The sequence below is a fragment of the Micromonospora sp. DT47 genome, assembly GCF_049844475.1.
GTDB lineage: Bacteria > Actinomycetota > Actinomycetes > Mycobacteriales > Micromonosporaceae > Micromonospora.
Genome location: NZ_JBNCLC010000001.1, coordinates 500819 through 520013 on the forward strand (window position 1 = coordinate 500819; position 19195 = coordinate 520013).

Sequence of the window (19195 nt, forward strand, 5' to 3'; positions counted from 1 at the left end):
CCCGGGCCGGCCACGGGTCACGGCTCGACCAGGGTGAGGCGGCCGGGGGCCACGCCGACGCGCACCCGCTGCCCCCAGCCCAGCGCGATCCGGTCGGTCTCCAGCCCGTCGGCGAAGACCACCAGGCCGTCGGACTCGGCGGTCAGCTCCAGCCGGTCGGCGCCGTCCAGCCGGCCGGCGACCAGGCCGGCCCCGGTGACCGGGGAGGGCCACGCCTCCCGGACGAACCAGCAGAGTGCCTCCTCCTCCGGGGCGGGCGGCCGCGGCGCGCCCGGACGGTCGCGCGCGATGGACGCACACCAGCCGGTCGCCCCCGTTCCGCTGCCGACCACCACCCCGGAGGAGGAGTGCCGTTCCCGCCGGGTCCGCCCGCCGCCCGCGACGGTGAGCAGGTAGCGGGCGGACTGGTGGGAGCTGTGGCCCACGTACACCTCGTTGAGGCCGACCAGCTCCTGGCCGTCGTCGAGCGCGGCCCGGACCATGGCCCGCCGGCGGACCGGTGCCGCGCCGGCGGCGACCGCCGGCAGCAGCGCGGCGACCTGGTCGGCGGCGCACCGGACCAGGACGCCCGCGTTGCGGCCCGGTTCCGGGTCGACCCCGAGCACCGGCTGCCCGGCCAGGTACTTCGCCACGTTGGCGACCAGGCCGTCCGGGCCGACGGCGACCACCACGTCCTCCGGGCCGAAGAGGAACCGGGGCAGGTCGTCGCGGTCCACGGTGCCGCGCCGCCAGTCGGCGGGGACGGCGGCGCCGACCGCGGTCAGCGCCGCCTGGAGGGCGTCGTGCCGGTCGACGACCTCGGCCAGGTCCCGGCCCCGCTCGCGCAGGTACCACTCGGCCGCCGCCCGGGTGCCGTGCCGGGCCAGCAGCTCTTCCAGCTCGCTGCGGCGGCGCACCACCACGACCCGGGGGTTCAGGGTGCCGCTCACCGGTCCACTGCCGGCGCCGTCGGCCCGGCGAGCCGGCCCAGCAGGTCGGTGAGCAGGTCCGGGGTGACGGTGAGCTGGCCGATCTGCGGCAGCTGGCCGGCCAGGTCGCGGACGGTCAGCGCCCGCAGCACCTCCGACGGCAGTGCGGCGTACGCGGCCAGCTTGGCCCCCTCCGCCTCGGCCTCGGCGGTGCCGACGGCGCGTACCGTGTCGGCCTTGGCCGCGGCGAGCACGCGCTCCTTGTCGGCGGCGCCGGCGGCGAGCAGGCGTTCCTTCTCCGCCTCGGCGGTGGCGAGCACCCGGGCCCGTTCGGCGGCGGCCGCGTTGGCCACCTTCTCGCGTTCCGCCTTGCCCTGCGCGGCGGCCAGTTCGGCGGAGGCGTCCAGCTCGGCCCGGCGCCGGGTGTTGGCGCCGTGCTGTTCGACGAGCTGCTGCTCGCGGCGGGCCAGCTCGATCTTGTTCTGCAGCTCGTTCTCGGCGATCGAACGCTCCTGCTCGACAGCCTGGGCCCGCCGGGCGTAGGTGGCCCGGTCGGACTCCACCTGCACCGCCTCCCGGGTGGGGGTCTGCAGGGCCCGTTCGAGCTCGGGTTCGGGCCGGATGGCGACCACCCGGGCGCTGACCACCGCGACGCCGATGTCGGCCAGCCGGGGCTCGGCGCCGAGCGCGGCGGAGACCGCCTCGCGGACCGGCGCGACGGTGGTCAGCGCCTCGGCCAGCGGCACCCGGGCGAGCAGGTCGAGGGCGGGCTGCTGGGCCAGCTCGGCCAGGAGCGTGGCGACCTGGTCCAGCGGGCGGGACCGGGTCCTCCCGGTGCGCGGGTCGACGGAGAAGTCGAGCCGGCCGGCGGCGAGCGCCGGGTCGGCGACCCGGTAGGTCACGGTGGCCTGCACGGTGATGTCGGCGAAGTCGCCGGTGCGGGCGTGGAAGAGCAGCGGCAGCTCCCGGTCGTCGACCGGCACCTCGCTGAGCACGGCGGTCAGCGGCCGGTACCAGAAGGACTGGCCGACCCCCTCCCGGCGGACCCGTCCGCCCACGTGGAGCCGTACCCAACTGGTCGGGGTCCCGCGCAGGTGGCGCAGGAAGAACCGCCTCGTCACATCGGCCATGATCGTCATCCTCCCCTTTCTCGTCTAGCCGACGATAAACACTCTGCTAGGTTATCGTCAAGGTGGTGATAAAGAGATGACCGAGTACCCGCCGTTCGCGGTGACGGTGGACCTGGTGGTGCTCACCGTCCGGTCCGACGAGCTGAACCTGCTGCTGGTACGCCGCGGCGTCCCGCCCTTCCGGGGGCGCTGGGCGCTGCCGGGCGGCTTCGTCGGCATCGACGAGGACCTGTCCGACGCGGCCGTCCGGGAGCTGACCGAGGAGACCGGACTACCCGAGCCGGCCGGCCACCTGGAGCAGCTCGGCACGTACGGCCGGCCGGACCGGGACCCGCGCGGCCGGGTGGTGACCGTGGCCTGGCTGGCCCTCCTGCCCGACCTGCCCACGCCGGTGGCCGGCACCGACGCCGCCGCGGCGGACTGGGTGCCGGTCTCCCGGCTCACCCCGGGCCAGCTCGCCTTCGACCACGACCAGATCGTGGCCGACGGCCTGGAACGGGCCCGGGCCAAGCTGGAGTACACCCCGCTGGCCACCGCGTTCTGCCCGCCCGAGTTCACCGTGGCGCAGCTGCGGACGGTCTACGAGACGGTCTGGGGGGTCCGGCTCGACCCGCGCAACTTCCACCGGAAGGTGACCGGCACGCCGGGTTTCGTGGCGCCGGCGGGACGCTCCACCGAGGGCGACCGGGGCCGACCGGCGCAGCTCTTCCGGCGCGGCCCGGCCACCCTGCTGCACCCGCCGATGCTCCGGCCCGACCGCTGAGGGCCCGACCGGCTGAGGGCCTGGGCGCTGCGGGGCCGGGCGATCCTCAGCTGAGCGCGCCGAAGACCACCCCGGCGACCAGCCCGCCGACCACGCCCCCGGCCACCACCTGGGCGACGGTGTGGTCCCGCAGCCGTACCCGGGACCAGCCGACCACGGCCAGCAGCGGCGCGACGACCAGCATCCGGCGGCCGAAGGTGAGCACCAGCACCACCACCGTGCCCGCCGCCACCGCGGAGTGGATCGACATCTTCCACCAGTGGCTGACCGACACCGCCACCACCAGGCCGACCACCCCGGCGGCGACCAGGGCCAGCACCGGGCGCGGGGCGCCGAGCGCCGCGAGCAGCGCCAGGCCGGCGGCGGCCGAGGCCAGACCGAAGAGCAGCGGTACGCGCCGCTGCTCGCGTACCCCCACGTGGTGGTCGGTGAGCCGGCCACGGCGCACCCCGCCGACGATGTACGCGAACGGGATGCCGCTGGCGAAGACGGTGGCGAGCAACCCCCAGGCCAGCCCGTGCGCGCCACCGGCGCCGTGCCAGCCGACGGCCACGGTCAGCACGGTGACCAGGACGGCGGGCGCGGTCAGCTCGGTCACCAGCCGGGCCAGTCGGGTCGTCCGGCCGACTGGCCCGACGACCGGACGGATCCCACCGTCGTCACCACTGCCGTCGATCCCGTTCAGCGGCCCGTCCCCGATCCGTCCCGGCCGACCGCGGCCCGGCGGGTGACTCCCCGCGGGGCGGCCGGCGCTGCCGCGACCCGGCCTGGCGAGGCGGCGCGTCGGGCAGGTCAGCTGGCGTCGCCCGTCACCGTACCGCCCGGGGCGGGCAGGTCGTGGCCGGTCGGCGCGGGCTCGGCCGGGGCCTGGGGCGTCGGGCTCGGGGTGGCCGCCGGGCCGACCGGCGGTCGCGCGGAGGGCGACGGGGTGGCCCGGCGCGAGCCGTCCGCATCCCCGGCGACCAGGACGCACGGGGTGCCCGTCAGCGCCGGCGGGCGGGTCCGGGTGGGAATCGCGGTGGCGGTGGCCCGGGGAGTCACCGTCGGGACCAGGGTGATCGTCACGGTGGGCTCCGGGACGGCGGTGGCGGTCGGGCTCGGCTCGGCGGTCGGGTCAGGAGACCCGGTCGGGGTGACGGTCGGCGCGGGGGTGGGCGAAGGGTCCGACGGCGGCTCGGAGAAGGTGCTGGTCGGTTCGGCGGTCGGACTGGGGGTGGGGTCCGGCGTCGACGAACCGGTCGGCGAGGGGTGCGGCGCGGGAACCGGGCCGGAGGTCTGGCGCGGGGTCGGTCCGGGTGTGGTGGCCGGCGGTGGGGCGGGGGGCCGCGGGGCGGGCGGGACCGGACGCCGCGCCGACCCGGGGTCGTCGGGGACCGCCGGCACGTTGAACACCGCCGCGCCGGGTGGCGGCGGGATGACCGCGCCGCCGCCCACGGTCGGCGTCGGCGTTCCCGGGCCGGCCGGCGGGAGCGCCGGCTGCCCGGTGACGGGCACCGGGACCACCACCGGACCGACGGAGGGGGTGGGCAGGAACGGGGTACGACCGTCGGGCAGCGCGCTGCTGCCCACGGTGGCCGAGCCGGCGCTGATCGCGGCGAGGATCGGCATCGACGCCGTGCCGGCGAGCAGGGCGACGGTGAACACGTAGCCACGGCCGGGTGCGCCCGACCCGGGAGCGCGGTGCGCGCCGATCACCCGCCGGTACGCGGGACCGACCCGGCTCCGGCCGAGCAGCGGCGCGACGGGACCCTCACCTGTCTCGGACACGCACACTCCTCGTCGTCGGCACGGGTCGGCGGCGGCCAGCGTCGGCAATGCGACAAAGGCCGTTAACTGCTCAATCTGACGCCAGTCAGCTTGGACCAGTGACGCTCAGTTCACCAGACAGCACAGCGTGTCGACACACAGAATGTCCGTCACCGTGAATCTTCGAAACGACAAATCCCTCGATGCGTCGCGAAGCAGACGGAACCACGCGGGCGGGGAGGGCCATATTGTGGGACCGCTCACCTCCTCTGCAATCATTCAGGCACGACGGCAATGCAGCCGCGACCTCCGCGCACCCCGCGGCAGGCGTGGTTGGGCGCCGGCGCTCCCGAATCGGGTTCGACCCATGGATCCGGCTCAGGTCGCGCGGCAACCCTCACCGGGGCTAGGCGCGGCCGCCAGGAACGAGCCCGGCACCGGCCGGGCCGGCGCAGTATGTGCGGCGGACGGGTCACCCCCGGCTCCGGCGCAGACACGACAGGGAGAGACGGATGGCAAAGGGCGACCCCGGGGTCACCACCCGCGGCCGGCGGGCCGCACCCCGGTCCAAGCGAGCCGCTGCGGCGGGCGAGCCGGAACTCGTACAGCTGCTCACCCCGGAGGGTGAGCGGATCGAGAGCGCGATCGGCCCGGACGGGACCGAGTACCGTGTCGACTTCACCGACGAGGAGTACCGCGGGCTCTACCGCGACCTCGTCCTGGTCCGCAAGCTCGACGCCGAGGCCACCGCGTTGCAGCGTCAGGGCGAGCTGGGCCTCTGGGCCAGCCTGCTCGGCCAGGAGGCCGCCCAGGTCGGCTCCGGGCGCGCGCTGCGCACCCAGGACATGGCCTTCCCGACCTACCGGGAGCACGGCGTCCTCTACTGCCGGGGCATCGACCCGATCATGCCGCTCGGCCTGTTCCGCGGCGTCGACCAGGGCGGCTGGGACCCGAACGAGTTCAAGTTCAACATGTACACGATCGTGATCGGGGCGCAGACCCTGCACGCGACCGGGTACGCCATGGGCGTCTCGATGGACGGCAAGACCGGCACTGAGGACGGCGAGGCGGTGATCGCCTACTTCGGCGACGGCGCCACCAGCCAGGGCGACGTCAACGAGGCGTTCGTCTGGGCCAGCGTCTTCAACGCGCCGCTGGTCTTCTTCTGCCAGAACAACCAGTACGCGATCTCCGAGCCGCTGGAGCGGCAGACCCGCGTCCCGCTCTACCAGCGCGCCGGCGGCTTCGGCTTCCCCGGCGTACGGGTGGACGGCAACGACGTGCTCGCCTCGTACGCGGTGACCCGGCACGCGCTGGACAACGCCCGGCTGGGCGAGGGCCCGAGCCTGATCGAGGCGTACACCTATCGGATGGGGGCGCACACCACCTCCGACGACCCGACCCGCTACCGGATCGCCAGTGAGGTCGAGGCCTGGCGGGCCAAGGACCCGATCGCCCGGATGAAGGCGTTCCTGGAGAAGCAGCAGCTCGCCGACGCGGACTTCTTCGCCTCCGTCGACGAGCAGGCCCGTACCGAGTCGGTGCACCTGCGCGAGCGGGTGCTCGAGATGCCCAACCCGGAGCCGGTGACGATGTTCGACCACGTCTACCCCAACGGGTCCCCGGAGCTCGACGAGCAGCGGGCGCAGTTCAGCAAGTACATGGAGTCGTTCGAGGGGAGCGCCCACTGATGGCCACGGAGACGCTCACCCTCGGCAAGGCCCTCAACACCGGCCTGCGCAAGGCCCTGGAGAACGACCCGAAGGTCGTCATCATGGGCGAGGACGTCGGCAAGCTCGGCGGCGTCTTCCGGATCACCGACGGCCTGCAGAAGGACTTCGGCGACCAGCGGGTGATCGACACCCCGCTGGCCGAGTCCGGCATCATCGGCACCGCGGTCGGCCTGGCCATCCGCGGCTTCCGCCCGGTCTGCGAGATCCAGTTCGACGGCTTCGTCTACCCCGCGTACGACCAGATCGTGTCGCAGGTGGCGAAGATGCACTACCGCTCGCAGGGCAAGGTCCGGATCCCGATGGTCATCCGGATCCCCTACGGCGGCGGCATCGGCGCGGTCGAGCACCACTCGGAGTCGCCCGAGGCGTACTTCGCGCACACCGCCGGGCTGAAGGTCGTCACCTGCGCCAACCCGCAGGACGCGTACTCGATGATCCAGCAGGCCATCGCCTCGGACGACCCGATCGTCTTCCTGGAGCCGAAGCGGCGCTACTGGGAGAAGGGCTTGGTCGAGCTGGACGCCCCGCTGGACGCGGCGTACCCGCTGCACTCCGCCCGGATCGCCCGCCCGGGCACCGACGCGACCGTGCTGGCGTACGGCCCGATGGTGCGGACCTGCCTGGACGCGGCCACCGCCGCCGCCGAGGACGGCCGGGAGCTGGAGGTCATCGACCTGCGCTCGCTCTCCCCGCTGGACCTGACCACCGCGTACGAGTCGGTGAAGCGCACCGGCCGCTGCGTGGTGGTGCACGAGGCCCCGGGCAACCTGGGTCTCGGTTCGGAGATCGCGGCCCGGATCACCGAGGAGTGCTTCTACTCCCTGGAGTCCCCGGTGCTGCGGGTGACCGGCTTCGACACCCCCTACCCGGCCTCCCGGGTGGAGGAGGAGTACCTGCCCGACCTCGACCGGGTGCTCGACGCCGTCGACCGCACCTTGGGCTGGTGAGCGGCATGTCACGGATCAAGGAGTTCAACCTCCCCGACCTGGGTGAGGGCCTGACCGAGGGCGAGATCCTCGCCTGGCTGGTCAAGGTGGGCGACGTCATCGAGCTGAACCAGCCGATCGTCGAGGTGGAGACGGCCAAGGCGGCCGTCGAGATCCCGGCAAAGTGGGCCGGCCAGGTGCGGTCGATCTTCCACCCGGAGGGCACCACGGTCGAGGTCGGTACGCCGATCATCGCGATCGACACCGACCCGGGCGCCGGGCCGATCGAGGAGTCGACGACCGGCGCGCCGGCCGGCGACCTGCCCACCCCGTCGGCGGCCTCGCTGGCCGCGGTCGAGGTGGCACCGGCCGAGGGCGCGGTCGAGCCGGGCCTGATCGGCGGTCCCGCCCCGGGTGGGCGGACCGCCGTGCTGGTCGGCTACGGCCCGCGCACCACGGCGGCCAAGCGCCGTCCCCGCAAGGAGGCCGCCCCGGTTCCTGCCCACGCGCAGGCGCCCACCGCGCCCGCGCCGGTCGCGCCGGTCCCGCAGCCGGTGTCGCCCGCGCCGGCGGTCACCGCCCCGGCGGTCGGCAACGGCCGGGCCGGTGGGCTGGTGCTGGCCAAGCCGCCGGTGCGCAAGCTCGCCAAGGACCTCGGCGTCGACCTGGCCACGCTGACCGGCTCGGGCCCGCTGGGCTCGATCACCCGGGAGGACGTACAGCGGGCGGCGAGCGGGACCCCGGCGGCGGCCGAGCCGCTGACGGTCGCGGCGGCCGCGAGCTTCGGCGCGGACCGCGAGCAGCGCATCCCGGTCAAGGGGGTACGCAAGCTCACCGCGGAGAACATGTCCCGCTCGGCGTTCACCGCCCCGCACGTGACGGAGTTCCTCACCGTCGACGTGACCCGGGCGATGAAGGCGCTGGACCGGCTCCGCGACCGGCGGGAGTGGCGCGACGTCCGGGTCTCGCCGCTGCTACTGGTTGCCAAGGCGGTGCTGCTGGCGGTCAAGCGCCACCCGATGGTCAACTCGACCTGGGCCGGCGACGAGATCGTGGTCAAGGACTACGTCAACCTGGGCATCGCGGCGGCCACCGAGCGCGGCCTGATCGTGCCGAACATCAAGGACGCCGGCCGGCTCTCGCTGCGTGAGCTGGCGGACGCGATGACCGACCTGGTGCAGACGGCGAAGGCCGGCCGCACCTCGCCGGCCGACATGTCCGGCGGCACGCTGACGATCACCAATGTCGGCGTCTTCGGGGTCGACACCGGTACGCCGATCCTGCCCCCGGGCGAGTCGGCGATCCTGGCCTTCGGCGCGGTCCGCGAGATGCCCTGGGTGCACAAGGGCAAGGTCAAGCCGCGCCAGGTCACCACGCTGGGCCTGTCGTTCGACCACCGGATCATCGACGGCGAGCTGGGCTCGAAGTTCCTCCGCGACATCGGGGACTTCCTCGCCGATCCGGAGGCGGCGCTGCTCGCCTGGACCTGACGGTCCACGACACCAGGCCACGGCCGGTGTGCCACGGGTGAACGCCCGGCACACCGGCCGTTGCCGTTGGGAGAAGAAAACTTCGGTCCTGACCCCCCGTGACCTACGATCCGTAGGCAGGTGTCCCAGCTCACCTAATAATCGATGGAAGTTGCCGCTCGCTTGCGCTTCAATAGAGACATCAGGGGCTGACAACCGAATAGCCGGAGGAGAGACCACAATGAGCATGATCGAGCGAATCCGCACCCGCCGCGACGCCAACCGCCGCGCCCGCGCCATCGAGCACGCGCTGCGTTCCGCCAACTCGCCCGCGGTGCGCAACGAGATCCTCGCGATCGCCCAGCGTCACGTGAGCTGACGCCACAGACTTTCCTCACCTCCTCCAGATCGATGACCCGCCCGGGCACCCGGGCGGGTCATCGGCGTTCCGGGGCCCTGAGACCGGGATTCCACCTCGACCCGACGCCCGGTACGGTGGGGCACGGTCGCCACCCGCCGACCCGCGACGAGATCGAGCCGGATGGAAGCCGATCGACACCGTCCGGCGACGCGGAGTGACGGCCGGGTGCTCCCCGGAAGCCAGCCGCGCTCACCGGATACGGTGCGGGGAGCCGCACGGCCGAACCGCCGGAACGCTCGGCGACACAGCCGACCGGACCCGGACGGCGTCGGCGGCCGACATGTGATGGAGGAGGCGCACCCATGACGTCCGAGGGCCAGCACCGCCCCGGCCAGGAGCCGGACGAGGTGCCACCGGGCGCCGGTGGACCGACGCCGTACGGCGACCGGCGGTCGCAGCAGGACACCGGGTACGGCGCCCCCGCCGCCCCGGACCTCGGCTGGGCGCCCCCGCCCCCCGCCGGCCGACCGAACCCGCCCGCCCCGGCCTGGGCCGCCGCGCAGGACCAGCCCCCGGCCTGGGCCGCCGCGCAGGACCAGCCCCCGGCGTGGGGCGCCGCGCAGGTGCCGCAACAGGGCGAGCCGGCGCAGCCCGGCTCCTGGGGTCCGCAGGGCAGCACGCCACAGCCCGCCTGGGCCACGGAGAACGACCAGCCGGCGAACGCCTGGGCCGCCGCCCCGGCCCCGTCCGCCGGGCAGGGTGAGCCGGCGCAGCCCGGCTGGGCGCAGGCCGAGCAGGCCGAGCAGGCCGCGGCATGGGCGCAGCCCGAAACCGGCGCCCGTGGCGCCGCCCGGGTGCCGCAGGCCGGCGTCCCCCCGACGAACGGCTGGTCCCCGCCGGCCGACCCGACCGGCTCGGGCGGCTGGACCGCCCCGCAGCCGGAGCAGGCCGCCGGCACCAACGGCTGGGGTACGGCCGCCGCGCCGCGGGACGACGACGCCGACCGCTCCGGCGGCTGGCACTCCCCTCCGCAGGACGACCCGGCGCGCAGCGGCGGATGGACCACGGCCAGCCAGGACGACCCGGCCCGCTCCGGCGGGTGGGACGCCGGCGCCGGCCAGGGGCAGGGCGAGCCCGCGCGCAACGGCGGCTGGATCGCCGGCGCCCACGACGGCCCGGCCACCTCGGGCGGCTGGCACGGCACCACGCAGGACGACCCGGCCCACTCCGGCGGCTGGAACGCCGGCGTGCCGTCCACTCAGGACGACGCGCCCCGCTCCGCCGGCCGGGCCTCGGTGCAGGTGCCGCAGCAGCCGGAGCCGGCCGCCGACTGGACGCAGCCGGAGGCCGGTGCGCGTGGCGCGGCCCAGGTGCCGCAGGCCGACGCCCCGGCCGCCGGCGGATGGTCCACGGAGGACGACCCGGCCCGCTCCGGCGGATGGCACGCCGGCGGGCCCTCCACCCAGGACGACGCCTCCCGTTCCGGCGGCTGGGGCTTCGCGCCGCAGGACGACCGGCCGCAGCAGCCCTGGGCCGCCGCGGAGGAGCCGGCACCGTCCCGCTGGGACGCACGCGAGGAGCAGCAGCCCGCCGACGGGTGGGGTGCCGCGCCGGCGCAGGACGACCAGCGCTCCGGCGACCAGCAGGGCCAGGAGTGGCCGGGCGCGCAGGAACCGGCGCGTGCCGGCGCCTGGGGCGGGGCCTCCGTACTGCAGCAGGACGACCGCCCGGACCAGGGCGGCTGGACGCCGCCGGAGCAGCCCGCCCGGGCGACCGCGTCCGCCGCGGCCCCGGGCGGCCCGCCCGCCTGGGGTACGGCCGCCGACAACCCGCCGCAATGGGCCGGCGCCGAGCGCCCGGCCGTACCGGACGCCGAGCCGTGGGCGCCGGGCCAGGCCTGGGGCCGCACCGAGGCGGGGGCCGCGCAGCACCCGGCCGAGGACGCCTGGGAGCCGCAGCGGGCCGAGGAGCCGCCGGTCTACCAACCGGGGGCGGCCCCCGGCATCTCGCCGGCCAATGCCGTCCCGCTGCCGCCGCAGGAGCAGCGGGTCCCGGGTGCCAGCCTGACCGCCGCCCCGCTGGCCGACTACACCCCGCCGGCCCAGTTCGGCGGTCCTGCCGAGCAGCCGGCCTTCGAGCCGAACGGCCGGGAGGGGGCCGGCACCCCGACCGGCTACGAGCCGGAGCGCTCCGCCGACCCGTCGGGCTGGGGTCCGGCGGAGGAGCCGCCGTCGCCGGCCGGGCCGGTGGTGCCCGGGCCGCGTACCTCACCCGAGTCCGAGGGGACAGGGCGCGCCTCCGTACCGGCGGCCGACGCCGCGGAGTCCGCGGCCGGCGCCGCCGGCCGGGCGTCGGCGAGCGCCTCGGTGCCACTGGCCAGCCGGGTGATGCCTCCGACCGACCAGGCGCTGCGGCCGGGCGGCACGCCCGCCCCGCAGGCCCGGGTGTACGGCCGGCCGGCCCGCCCGGAGCCGGTGGACGAGCCGGTGGAGGAGCAGCCGGAGCACGCCCCGCAGCCCCGCTTCGACGAGCAGGACCGTAGCCGGTTCGACGACCAGGGCCGGCCGCGCTTCGACGACCAGGACCGTAACCGGTTCGACGACCAGGACCGGCCGCGCTTCGACGACCAGGACCGCAGCCGGTTCGACGAGCGGCCGGACGCCCCGCACGCCTTCGGCGAGGCGCCCTCGTCCGCCCCACCGGCGTTCCCGGGCGCCATCCCGGCCTTCGCCGACCCGGCCGGCAACAACCGGCCGATGAACGGGGTACGCCCGCACGGCTCGGCCGAGCGTCCGGCGGAGCCGTTCGGCGGTCCGGCCGCCGGCGGTCCGCCCCCCGGCGGCGTCCCCGGGTACGGCCACCCGGCCCACGACCCGGCGCACGGCGGCTTCGCGTCGCCGTTCCCGCCCGCGGGCCAGCCGTTCCCGCACGCCGGTCAGCCCTTCCCCGCGCCGGGCGGGCAGTCCGGCCCGGGCGGGTGGCACCAGGAGCCGGCCCCCGGGCCGGAGCAGGGACGCTTCGAGGCGTTCAGGCCGGAGGCGGAGCCGAAGACCGAGCAGCCGGCGCCGAAGATACGCAACGGCAGGGTGCTCGCCATCGTGCTGGTCGCGGCGGTGCTGATCCTGGCCGTGCCGCTCGGCCTGCTCAGCCTCCTCGGGAAGATCGGCGGTGACGACGACAAGCCGGCCGCCTTCGCCGTCGGGTCCTGCGTCAAGCAGTCCGGCAACGGGGCGACGGAGGCGGACTGCGGCGAGCAGGGCGCCTTCACCGTGGTCTCCAGGGTCGACGCCAAGGAGAAGTGCGCCGACCCGGCCCAGCCGCACGTGGTGCTGCCGGGCAGCGCCGCCGACCGGGTGCTCTGCCTGAAGCCGGCCGGCAAGTAACGACCCTCCGACGGCGGGGCCACGGTGATCCGTGGCCCCGCCGTCGTACGTCCGTGGCACACGGTGACTCGCGCGGCGCCCCCGGGTGTGATCGAGCACCCTCCGGGTCCCGGCCGGCGGGCCGTCCACCGTCCGGCAGACTGGGGGGCATGAGCGCACGCGTACGGGCCCCTGAGCTTCGCGGTCGGGGCTGGCTGAACACCGGCGGGCGGGAGCTGAAGCTCGCCGACCTGCGCGGCAAGATCGTCTTGCTGGACTTCTGGACCTTCTGCTGCATCAACTGCCTGCACGTGCTCGACGAGCTGCGCCCGCTGGAGGAGAAGTACGGCGACGTGCTCGTCGTGATCGGCGTGCACTCGCCGAAATTCGAGCACGAGAAGGACCCGGACGCGCTGGCCGCGGCGGTCGAGCGGTACGGCGTGCACCACCCGGTGCTCGACGACCCCGAGCTGGACATGTGGCAGCAGTACACGGCCAAGGCATGGCCGACCCTGTCGGTGGTCGACCCCGAGGGCTACGTGGTGGCCACCATGGCCGGCGAGGGGCACGCCGAGGGGTTGGCCCGGCTGGTCGACGACCTGGTCGCCACCCACGAGGCGAAGGGCACGCTGCACCGTGGCGACGGCCCGTACGTCCCGCCGGCGGAGCCGGAGACGGCGCTGCGCTTCCCCGGCAAGGTCGTGCTGCTCGACGGCGGGAACCTGCTGGTCTCCGACTCGGCCCGGCACTCGCTGGCGGAGCTGGCCCCGGACGGCGAGAAACTGGTCCGCCGGATCGGCTCCGGCGAGCGGGGTCGCGCCGACGGCCCGGCGGAGACGGCCGCCTTCTCCGAGCCGCAGGGACTCTGCCTGCTCCCCGCGCATGTGGCCGAGGTCGCCGGCTACGACCTGGTCGTCGCGGACACCGTCAACCACCTGCTGCGCGGCGTCCGGCTGGCGACCGGCGAGGTGGTGACCGTCGCCGGCACCGGCCGGCAGTGGCGCTCCACGGTGGACGACCACGCGCACGACGCGCTCTCGGTCGACCTCTCCTCCCCCTGGGACCTGGCCTGGTACGACGACAAGGTCGTCATCGCGATGGCCGGCATCCACCAGCTCTGGTGGTTCGACCCGATGAAGCGCACCGCCGGCATGTACGCGGGCACCACGGTCGAGGCGCTGCGCGACGGCCCGCTGCCGGACGCCTGGATGGCCCAGCCGTCCGGGCTCTCCGTCTCCGCCGACGGCACCCGGCTCTGGGTGGCGGACAGCGAGACCAGCGCCATCCGGTACGTGGAGAACGGCGTCATGGGCACCGCCGTCGGGCAGGGCCTCTTCGACTTCGGCCACGTGGACGGCCCCGCCGACCGGGCGCTGCTCCAGCACCCGCTCGGGGTCTGCGCGCTGCCGGACGGCTCGGTGCTGATCGCGGACACCTACAACGGCGCGGTGCGCCGCTTCGACCCGGAGACCGGCCAGGTCGCCACGGTGGCCGACGGCCTGGCCGAGCCGAGCGACCTGGTGCTCACCGCCGAGGGCGAGGTGCTGGTCGTCGAATCGGCCGCGCACCGGCTGACCCGGCTGGCCCCGGGCGCGCTCTCCGCCGCCGGGGCGAGCACGGTGGACGGCCCCCGGCACCGGCTGGAGCGCAAGCCGACGGACGTGGCGGCGGGCGAGCTGACCCTGGACGTCATCTTCACCCCGGCGCCCGGGCAGAAGCTCGACGACACGTACGGCCCGTCCACCCGGCTGGTGGTCTCCGCCTCGCCGCCGGAGCTGCTGGTGGAGGGGGCCGGCACCACCACCGACCTGTCCCGCCGGCTGGTGGTCAGTAGCGAGGTGACCTCGGGGGTGCTCCAGGTGACCGCCCAGGCGGCGACCTGCGACGCGGACGTCGAGCACGCCGCCTGCCACCTGACCCGGCAGGACTGGGGCGTGCCGGTACGGGTGGTGGACGGCGGCGCGACCCGGGTGCCGCTGGTGCTGCGCGGCATGGACGCCTGACGTCGGGCCGGTCGTACGACGCCGGGCCCGGCCGCCGAGCGGCGCGCTCGATCCCGCCCGGCGACGCCCGGGCAACGGCCGGGCTCTCGCGACCCACGGAACGCTCACCGGGGTGAGAGTCAGGGCAGGGACCGGTCAGGCGAACGGCTTCGGGGTGACGCCGGCGTCGATCAGCGCGGCCCGGACCAGCGCCGCCGAGGCCACCGCCCCGGGGGTGTCGCCGTGCAGGCAGATCGACCCGACCACGCACGGGACGACGGTGCCGTCGACCGCGACCACGGTGTGCTCGGTCGCCATCTGGACCGCCCGGTGGGCGACCTCCTCCGGGTCGGTGACCAGCGCGCCGAGCGCGGTCCGGGGCACCAGTGAGCCGTTGGGCAGGTAGCCCCGGTCGGCGAAGCCCTCGGCGACCACCCGCAGGCCGGCGCCGGCGGCGAGCTGGGCGAGGGTGGAGCCCGGCCCGCAGAGGATCGGCAGCTGGTCGTCCCAGCCGCTGACGGCGGCGACCAGCGCCGCGGCCTGCGACTCGTCGACCGAGGCCGCGTGGTAGAGCGCGCCGTGCGGCTTGAGGTAGCGGACCCGGGTGTGGAACAGCCGGCAGAACGCGTCGAGGGCGCCGAGCTGGTAGGTGACCTCGTCGCGCAGCTCGGTGAAGGCGTACGCGATGTGCCGGCGGCCGAAGCCGGCGAGATCCCGGTAGCCGACCTGGGCGCCGATCGCCACGCCGCGCTCGGTGGCGGTGGCGCAGACCCGGCGCATGGTGGACGGGTCACCGCCGTGGAAGCCGCAGGCGACGTTGGCCGAGGTGACCAGATCCAGCAGCGCCTCGTCGTCGCCGAGCCGCCAGATGCCGAATCCCTCGCCGAGGTCAGCGTTGAGGTCCATGGAACCTCACCGTAGTCCCTGGCCTGGCCTGCGCGAGGGGTGTCACGTCGTCCACCACCCCGATGACCGGGTACCCGCCGGTGGTGGGATGGTCGGCAAGGAAGACCAGCGGTTGGCCGTCCGCCGGCACCTGCACCGCGCCGAGCACGACGCCCTCGCTGGGCAGTTCACCGGCGACCGCGCGGGGCAGCGCCGCGCCGATCAGTCGCGCGCCGACCCGGTCACCGACCGGGCTGACCGCGTACGCCGTGCCGAACAGCCGGTCCAGCGCCTCGGCGGTGAACCAGTCGTGCCGGGGGCCCGGGCGCAGCGCCAGCAGGACCTCGCGCGGGACCGATCGGCCGACGGTCACGTCCACCGGGGCCGGCGGGCCGGGCGCCGGGCCGAGCGGCAGCCGGTCGCCGTCGCGTACCGGTGCGGGGCCGAGGCCGGAGAGGGTGTCGGTGGCGCGGCTGCCGAGCACCGGTTCGACCGCGACCCCGCCGCCGACCGCGAGCCAGTTGCGCAGCCCGTCGCGGGGCGGGTCGACCCGGACCACCGCGCCGGCCGGCACCGAGAGCGGGCGGCCCACGTCGCCGGCGCGCCGGCCGACCCGGACGACCGCGTCCGCCCCGGTGACCGCGACGGTCACCGCCCGGCTCGGCCGCAGCTCGCAGCCGGTCAGGGTGATCTCCAGGCCGGCGGCGGACTCCGGGTTGCCGACCAGCCGGTTGGCCAGCGCCAGCGCCGCCGGGTCGAGCGCCCCGGACCGGGGTACGCCGAGGTGGGCCCAGCCGGGCCGGCCCAGGTCCTGCACGGTGGTCAGCGGACCCGCCCGGAGCACCTCGATCACGCCGGCACCAGCCGGACCCGGGTGCCGGGGGTGAGCCGGGCCGGCGGGTCGGCCCGCACGTCGAACAGGGTCAGCGCGGTCCGCCCGACCAGCAGCCAGCCGCCGGGCGAGGCGGTCGGGTAGATCCCGGCGTACGGCCCCGCGAGCGCCACCGACCCGGCCGGCACCCGGGGGCGCGGGCTGGGCCGCCGGGGCACCCCGCATTCCGGCGGCAGCCCGACCAGGTACGCGAACCCCGGCGCGAACCCGCAGAACGCCACCCGGAACTCGGTGCGTCGCAGCCGGTCGACCACCTCCGGCACGGCCACCCCCCAGTGGTCGGCGACGGCGGGCAGGTCCTCCCCGTCGTACACGGTGGGGACCTGGACCTCGCGGGCGGTGGCCGTGGCGGCGGCCGGTCGGGGCGTCCAGCGGGCGATCCGCGCGGCGGCCCCGGCGGGGTCCGGCACCCCGTCCAGCAGCACGGTCGCCGCGGCCGGGACGATCTCGACGGCGGTCAGTTCACCGGCCTCGCGGCGCCGCCAGAGCTCGGCCCGCCACGCCTCCACCTGGCCGGGGTCGTCGCAGTCCAGCAGCAGGGCGTGCCGGCCGACGGGTCGGATCCGCATCCCGCCATACTCCCCGATCGATGGCCTGGACAGGGTCGACCGACCCGTCCGGAAGGGTTACCAGCGGCGCTACCTCCAGGTAACCTACGGTGTCGTAACCTAGGTGCGTGACCACCTCCGCACCGCTTCGGCTCAAGCCGGTTGACATCGGTAAGCCCCGCATGCGCGGCTGGCTGCACACCTACGCGTTCTTCGTCGCGCTGGCCTGCGGCATCGTCCTCTGTTCCATCGCGGCCAGCCGCCCCGGCTGGGCACCGCTGGTCAGTTGCGTGATCTACAGCCTGACCGTCTGCGGGCTCTTCGGCACCAGCGCCCTCTACCACCGCCGGGTGTGGTCCGAGCGGGGCTACCAGATCATGCGCCGGATGGACCATTCGATGATCTTCGTGTTCATCGCCGGCACGTACACCCCGTTCTGTGCCCTGCTGCTCGACCGCCGGATGGCGACCATCATGCTCAGCCTGGTCTGGGGTGGGGCGCTGGCCGGCGTGGCCCTGAAGATGGTCTGGCCGCACGCGCCGCGGTGGGTCTCCGCGCCGCTGTACCTGGCGCTCGGCTGGGTCTCGGTGGCGATGCTGCCGCAGATCCTGCGCGAGGGCGGGGTCACCGCCCTGGTGCTGCTCGCGGTCGGCGGGGCGATCTACAGCGTGGGCGCGATCTTCTACGCGCTGCGCCGGCCGAACCCCTGGCCCACCGTCTTCGGCCACCACGAGTTCTTCCACGCCTGCACACTGCTCGCAGCGATCTGCCACCACATCGCGATCTACTTCGCGCTCTTCGCCTGACCCGGAAAGGCGTAGGGCCCCGCGCCGTTGCGGGGCCCTACGACGTCTGTGGGGTATGGATCAGCCCGGGTGACCCGGGCGGCGCACCTCGCGGTACTCCTCCCGCACCACCCGGTCGTCCTGCACCGGGACGACCCGGTCGGCCACGACCCGGTCCTCGCGCACCGGGGTGGCGACGACGGTACGCCGGCGGGTGTTCCAGAAGTAGAGGGTGGTGACCAGGCCGACGACGCCGGCGAGCATCAGCACCCAGCCGACCACGTTCAGGTCGAGCCATCCCAGGTTGGCGTCGACGGCGAACGCGAAGATCGCGCCCAGCGCGATGAGGAAGATACCGGCACCGATGCCCATGACGTCGCCTCCTTGGCTGTCAGCTGGCGTTTCCTACCCGCCGCGGCCATCGATGGGCGAGCGGCATCCATCGACTTACCCAGGCGCTCTGATCGTCAATCAGGCAAGCTGGGCGCATGACGGACGGCAGAGCCGAGAAACGGACACTGGTGCTGCTCCGGCACGCCAAGGCCGAACAGCCCGACGGGGACGCCCCGGACGCCGATCGCCGGTTGACCGCCCGGGGGCACGCCGACGCGGCCGCCGCCGGGGCCTGGCTGGCCCGGCACGCACTGCTTCCCGACGTGGTGCTCTGCTCGCCGGCCCGGCGTACCCGGCAGACCTGGCACGACGTGGCCCTGGGCATGACCGGCTCCCCGCCGGAGGGTGGACCGGCGGGGTCCAGACCGGTGGTGCGCTACGAGGCCGCCGCGTACGAGGCGCACCCCGACGACCTGCTGGACCTGCTCCGAACGGCCGACCCGGCGGCCGGCACGGTACTGCTGGTCGCCCACAATCCGGGCATCTCGCTGCTTTCGGCGCTGCTCGACCCGGAGCAGGCGGACACGGACGGGCTGCGCACCACCGACCTGGTGGTGCACAGCCCGACATCGGCCTGGTCCGAGCTCGCGCCGGGCGGCGCGCCGATCACCGACCGGCACACCGCGCGCGGCTGACCTGGTGCGGGGCTGGACCGGTACCCGCCCGCCCCGGCGCGGCGGCCGGGACGACTCGCGGCCGCGGTCAGGAGGGCGGCGCGGTGGGCGGCGGCGGGTCGGGGGGCGGGGGCATCATCGCGGTCGGGTGCGAGAGCCGGTTCTCCTCCACGATCAGCGTGCGTGCCCGCTTGCGCCGGTCCTGCCAGAACCAGAGCGTGGTGAACAGGACGCCGAGCCCGGCCAGGATGAACACCCAGCCGACCGCGCGCAGGTCGATCCACCAGACGTTGGCCCGGATGGCGAAGGTCATGATCGCGCCCAGCGCGATGAGAAAGATGCCGCTACCAATGCCCATGTGCGCTGCACTCCCCTGTGCGAAGGCCCTTGGGCGTGCCCTGACGTGGTCCGCGACGGTTACCCGCCCCATGGCGGCCCTACCCGGCCAGCCCACGCCAATCCCCGCCTGGCGCGGCGCTCCGGCACGCCGAGCCGCCCGCCTGCCGCATGTCGCGCTGTGGGAACGGACGGACACCGCGACATGCCGCAACCCGGGTCGGGCGCCCCAGGGCCGGCCGGGACGGAAGACGACGGCGGCCGGCGAAGGTCTGCAGCGCCTCGTGACCGAGCCTGGCTCTTAGACACATCTCGCAGGGGATAGTCAGATGACGCTGCCGACGAACGAACAACAGTGTATA

The 19195-nt window shown here is 75.2% G+C and carries 18 protein-coding genes; 9 read left to right on the forward strand and 9 right to left on the reverse strand.

The window, feature by feature from the left end; genetic code table 11:
• Window positions 1–17 precede the first annotated feature (17 nt).
• Both ACLQ2U_RS02490 and ACLQ2U_RS02495 read right to left on the reverse strand, forming a co-directional pair.
• Entirely contained in the window at window positions 18–929 is a 912-nt protein-coding gene (locus tag ACLQ2U_RS02490; protein WP_425748839.1) for a hypothetical protein, read from the reverse strand.
• On the reverse strand, window positions 926–2038 hold the full coding sequence (locus ACLQ2U_RS02495; protein ID WP_425748840.1) for an SPFH domain-containing protein: 1113 nt from the start codon (window positions 2036–2038) through the stop codon (window positions 926–928). The genes ACLQ2U_RS02490 and ACLQ2U_RS02495 overlap by 4 nt, the downstream gene beginning before the upstream one ends.
• A gap of 76 nt (window positions 2039–2114) precedes the next feature.
• Between ACLQ2U_RS02495 and ACLQ2U_RS02500 the strand changes: the two genes are divergently transcribed.
• Window positions 2115–2801, forward strand: a complete 687-nt coding sequence (locus ACLQ2U_RS02500; protein ID WP_425748841.1) for an NUDIX hydrolase — start codon at window positions 2115–2117, stop codon at window positions 2799–2801.
• 46 nt (window positions 2802–2847) lie between these two features.
• Here the strand turns inward: ACLQ2U_RS02500 and ACLQ2U_RS02505 are convergent, their stop codons facing one another.
• Both ACLQ2U_RS02505 and ACLQ2U_RS02510 read right to left on the reverse strand, forming a co-directional pair.
• A complete protein-coding gene (locus ACLQ2U_RS02505) occupies window positions 2848–3399 on the reverse strand; it encodes a phosphatase PAP2 family protein (RefSeq protein WP_425748842.1) in 552 nt (183 codons plus the stop codon).
• A 194-nt stretch (window positions 3400–3593) separates the two neighbouring features.
• Window positions 3594–4568: a hypothetical protein gene (locus ACLQ2U_RS02510; protein ID WP_425748843.1), complete on the reverse strand. Its 975-nt coding sequence runs from the start codon at window positions 4566–4568 to the stop codon at window positions 3594–3596.
• 491 nt (window positions 4569–5059) lie between these two features.
• Between ACLQ2U_RS02510 and pdhA the strand changes: the two genes are divergently transcribed.
• From pdhA to ACLQ2U_RS02540, 6 genes are all read left to right on the forward strand, one after another.
• Window positions 5060–6238: a pyruvate dehydrogenase (acetyl-transferring) E1 component subunit alpha gene (pdhA, locus tag ACLQ2U_RS02515; protein ID WP_425748844.1), complete on the forward strand. Its 1179-nt coding sequence runs from the start codon at window positions 5060–5062 to the stop codon at window positions 6236–6238.
• On the forward strand, window positions 6238–7227 hold the full coding sequence (locus tag ACLQ2U_RS02520; RefSeq protein WP_425748845.1) for an alpha-ketoacid dehydrogenase subunit beta: 990 nt from the start codon (window positions 6238–6240) through the stop codon (window positions 7225–7227). The genes pdhA and ACLQ2U_RS02520 overlap by 1 nt, the downstream gene beginning before the upstream one ends.
• 5 nt (window positions 7228–7232) lie before the next feature.
• On the forward strand, window positions 7233–8696 hold the full coding sequence (locus ACLQ2U_RS02525; RefSeq protein WP_425748892.1) for a dihydrolipoamide acetyltransferase family protein: 1464 nt from the start codon (window positions 7233–7235) through the stop codon (window positions 8694–8696).
• Window positions 8697–8916: 220 nt separating this feature from the next.
• The gene (locus tag ACLQ2U_RS02530; protein ID WP_425748846.1) at window positions 8917–9054 is read left to right on the forward strand and encodes a hypothetical protein; all 138 of its coding nucleotides are present in this window, start codon (window positions 8917–8919) and stop codon (window positions 9052–9054) included.
• A 344-nt stretch (window positions 9055–9398) separates the two neighbouring features.
• Window positions 9399–12419, forward strand: a complete 3021-nt coding sequence (locus ACLQ2U_RS02535) for an LppU/SCO3897 family protein (RefSeq protein ID WP_425748847.1) — start codon at window positions 9399–9401, stop codon at window positions 12417–12419.
• 149 nt (window positions 12420–12568) lie between these two features.
• Window positions 12569–14401 (forward strand): NHL domain-containing thioredoxin family protein, encoded by a 1833-nt coding sequence (locus ACLQ2U_RS02540; protein ID WP_425748848.1) that lies wholly within the window; start codon window positions 12569–12571, stop codon window positions 14399–14401.
• A 135-nt stretch (window positions 14402–14536) separates the two neighbouring features.
• Here the strand turns inward: ACLQ2U_RS02540 and ACLQ2U_RS02545 are convergent, their stop codons facing one another.
• From ACLQ2U_RS02545 to ACLQ2U_RS02555, 3 genes are read right to left on the reverse strand one after another with little or no spacing between them, the layout of a single operon-like run.
• On the reverse strand, window positions 14537–15286 hold the full coding sequence (locus tag ACLQ2U_RS02545) for a LamB/YcsF family protein (protein WP_425748849.1): 750 nt from the start codon (window positions 15284–15286) through the stop codon (window positions 14537–14539).
• Complete coding sequence (locus ACLQ2U_RS02550; RefSeq protein WP_425748893.1) at window positions 15270–16217, reverse strand: biotin-dependent carboxyltransferase family protein; 948 nt, start codon at window positions 16215–16217, stop codon at window positions 15270–15272. Before ACLQ2U_RS02550 ends, ACLQ2U_RS02545 begins: the two co-directional genes overlap by 17 nt.
• Window positions 16115–16726, reverse strand: a complete 612-nt coding sequence (locus ACLQ2U_RS02555) for a 5-oxoprolinase subunit B family protein (protein WP_425748850.1) — start codon at window positions 16724–16726, stop codon at window positions 16115–16117. The genes ACLQ2U_RS02550 and ACLQ2U_RS02555 overlap by 103 nt, the downstream gene beginning before the upstream one ends.
• 107 nt (window positions 16727–16833) lie before the next feature.
• Here ACLQ2U_RS02555 and trhA point away from each other — a divergent pair, with 107 nt between their 5' ends.
• Window positions 16834–17511 carry a PAQR family membrane homeostasis protein TrhA gene (trhA, locus tag ACLQ2U_RS02560; protein ID WP_425748851.1) on the forward strand — a complete coding sequence of 226 codons (678 nt, stop codon included), beginning with the start codon at window positions 16834–16836 and terminating at the stop codon, window positions 17509–17511.
• 60 nt (window positions 17512–17571) lie between these two features.
• Here the strand turns inward: trhA and ACLQ2U_RS02565 are convergent, their stop codons facing one another.
• Window positions 17572–17862, reverse strand: a complete 291-nt coding sequence (locus ACLQ2U_RS02565; protein ID WP_425748852.1) for a DUF6458 family protein — start codon at window positions 17860–17862, stop codon at window positions 17572–17574.
• A gap of 116 nt (window positions 17863–17978) precedes the next feature.
• Here ACLQ2U_RS02565 and ACLQ2U_RS02570 point away from each other — a divergent pair, with 116 nt between their 5' ends.
• Complete coding sequence (locus tag ACLQ2U_RS02570) at window positions 17979–18518, forward strand: SixA phosphatase family protein (RefSeq protein ID WP_425748853.1); 540 nt, start codon at window positions 17979–17981, stop codon at window positions 18516–18518.
• A 67-nt stretch (window positions 18519–18585) separates the two neighbouring features.
• On the opposite strand, the gene ACLQ2U_RS02575 is transcribed toward ACLQ2U_RS02570, so the two are convergent.
• Entirely contained in the window at window positions 18586–18855 is a 270-nt protein-coding gene (locus ACLQ2U_RS02575; RefSeq protein WP_425748854.1) for a DUF6458 family protein, read from the reverse strand.
• Window positions 18856–19195 lie beyond the last annotated feature (340 nt).

Coding starts and splice junctions, on each gene's coding strand:
- ACLQ2U_RS02495 (WP_425748840.1), bottom strand. CDS start 2,038: ATGGCCGATGTGACGAGGCGGTTCTTCCTGCGCCACCTGCGCGGGACC.
- ACLQ2U_RS02500 (WP_425748841.1), top strand. CDS start 2,115: ATGACCGAGTACCCGCCGTTCGCGGTGACGGTGGACCTGGTGGTGCTC.
- pdhA (WP_425748844.1), top strand. CDS start 5,060: ATGGCAAAGGGCGACCCCGGGGTCACCACCCGCGGCCGGCGGGCCGCA.
- ACLQ2U_RS02520 (WP_425748845.1), top strand. CDS start 6,238: ATGGCCACGGAGACGCTCACCCTCGGCAAGGCCCTCAACACCGGCCTG.
- ACLQ2U_RS02525 (WP_425748892.1), top strand. CDS start 7,233: ATGTCACGGATCAAGGAGTTCAACCTCCCCGACCTGGGTGAGGGCCTG.
- ACLQ2U_RS02530 (WP_425748846.1), top strand. CDS start 8,917: ATGAGCATGATCGAGCGAATCCGCACCCGCCGCGACGCCAACCGCCGC.
- ACLQ2U_RS02535 (WP_425748847.1), top strand. CDS start 9,399: ATGACGTCCGAGGGCCAGCACCGCCCCGGCCAGGAGCCGGACGAGGTG.
- ACLQ2U_RS02540 (WP_425748848.1), top strand. CDS start 12,569: ATGAGCGCACGCGTACGGGCCCCTGAGCTTCGCGGTCGGGGCTGGCTG.
- ACLQ2U_RS02545 (WP_425748849.1), bottom strand. CDS start 15,286: ATGGACCTCAACGCTGACCTCGGCGAGGGATTCGGCATCTGGCGGCTC.
- ACLQ2U_RS02555 (WP_425748850.1), bottom strand. CDS start 16,726: ATGCGGATCCGACCCGTCGGCCGGCACGCCCTGCTGCTGGACTGCGAC.
- ACLQ2U_RS02565 (WP_425748852.1), bottom strand. CDS start 17,862: ATGGGCATCGGTGCCGGTATCTTCCTCATCGCGCTGGGCGCGATCTTC.
- ACLQ2U_RS02570 (WP_425748853.1), top strand. CDS start 17,979: ATGACGGACGGCAGAGCCGAGAAACGGACACTGGTGCTGCTCCGGCAC.
- ACLQ2U_RS02575 (WP_425748854.1), bottom strand. CDS start 18,855: ATGGGCATTGGTAGCGGCATCTTTCTCATCGCGCTGGGCGCGATCATG.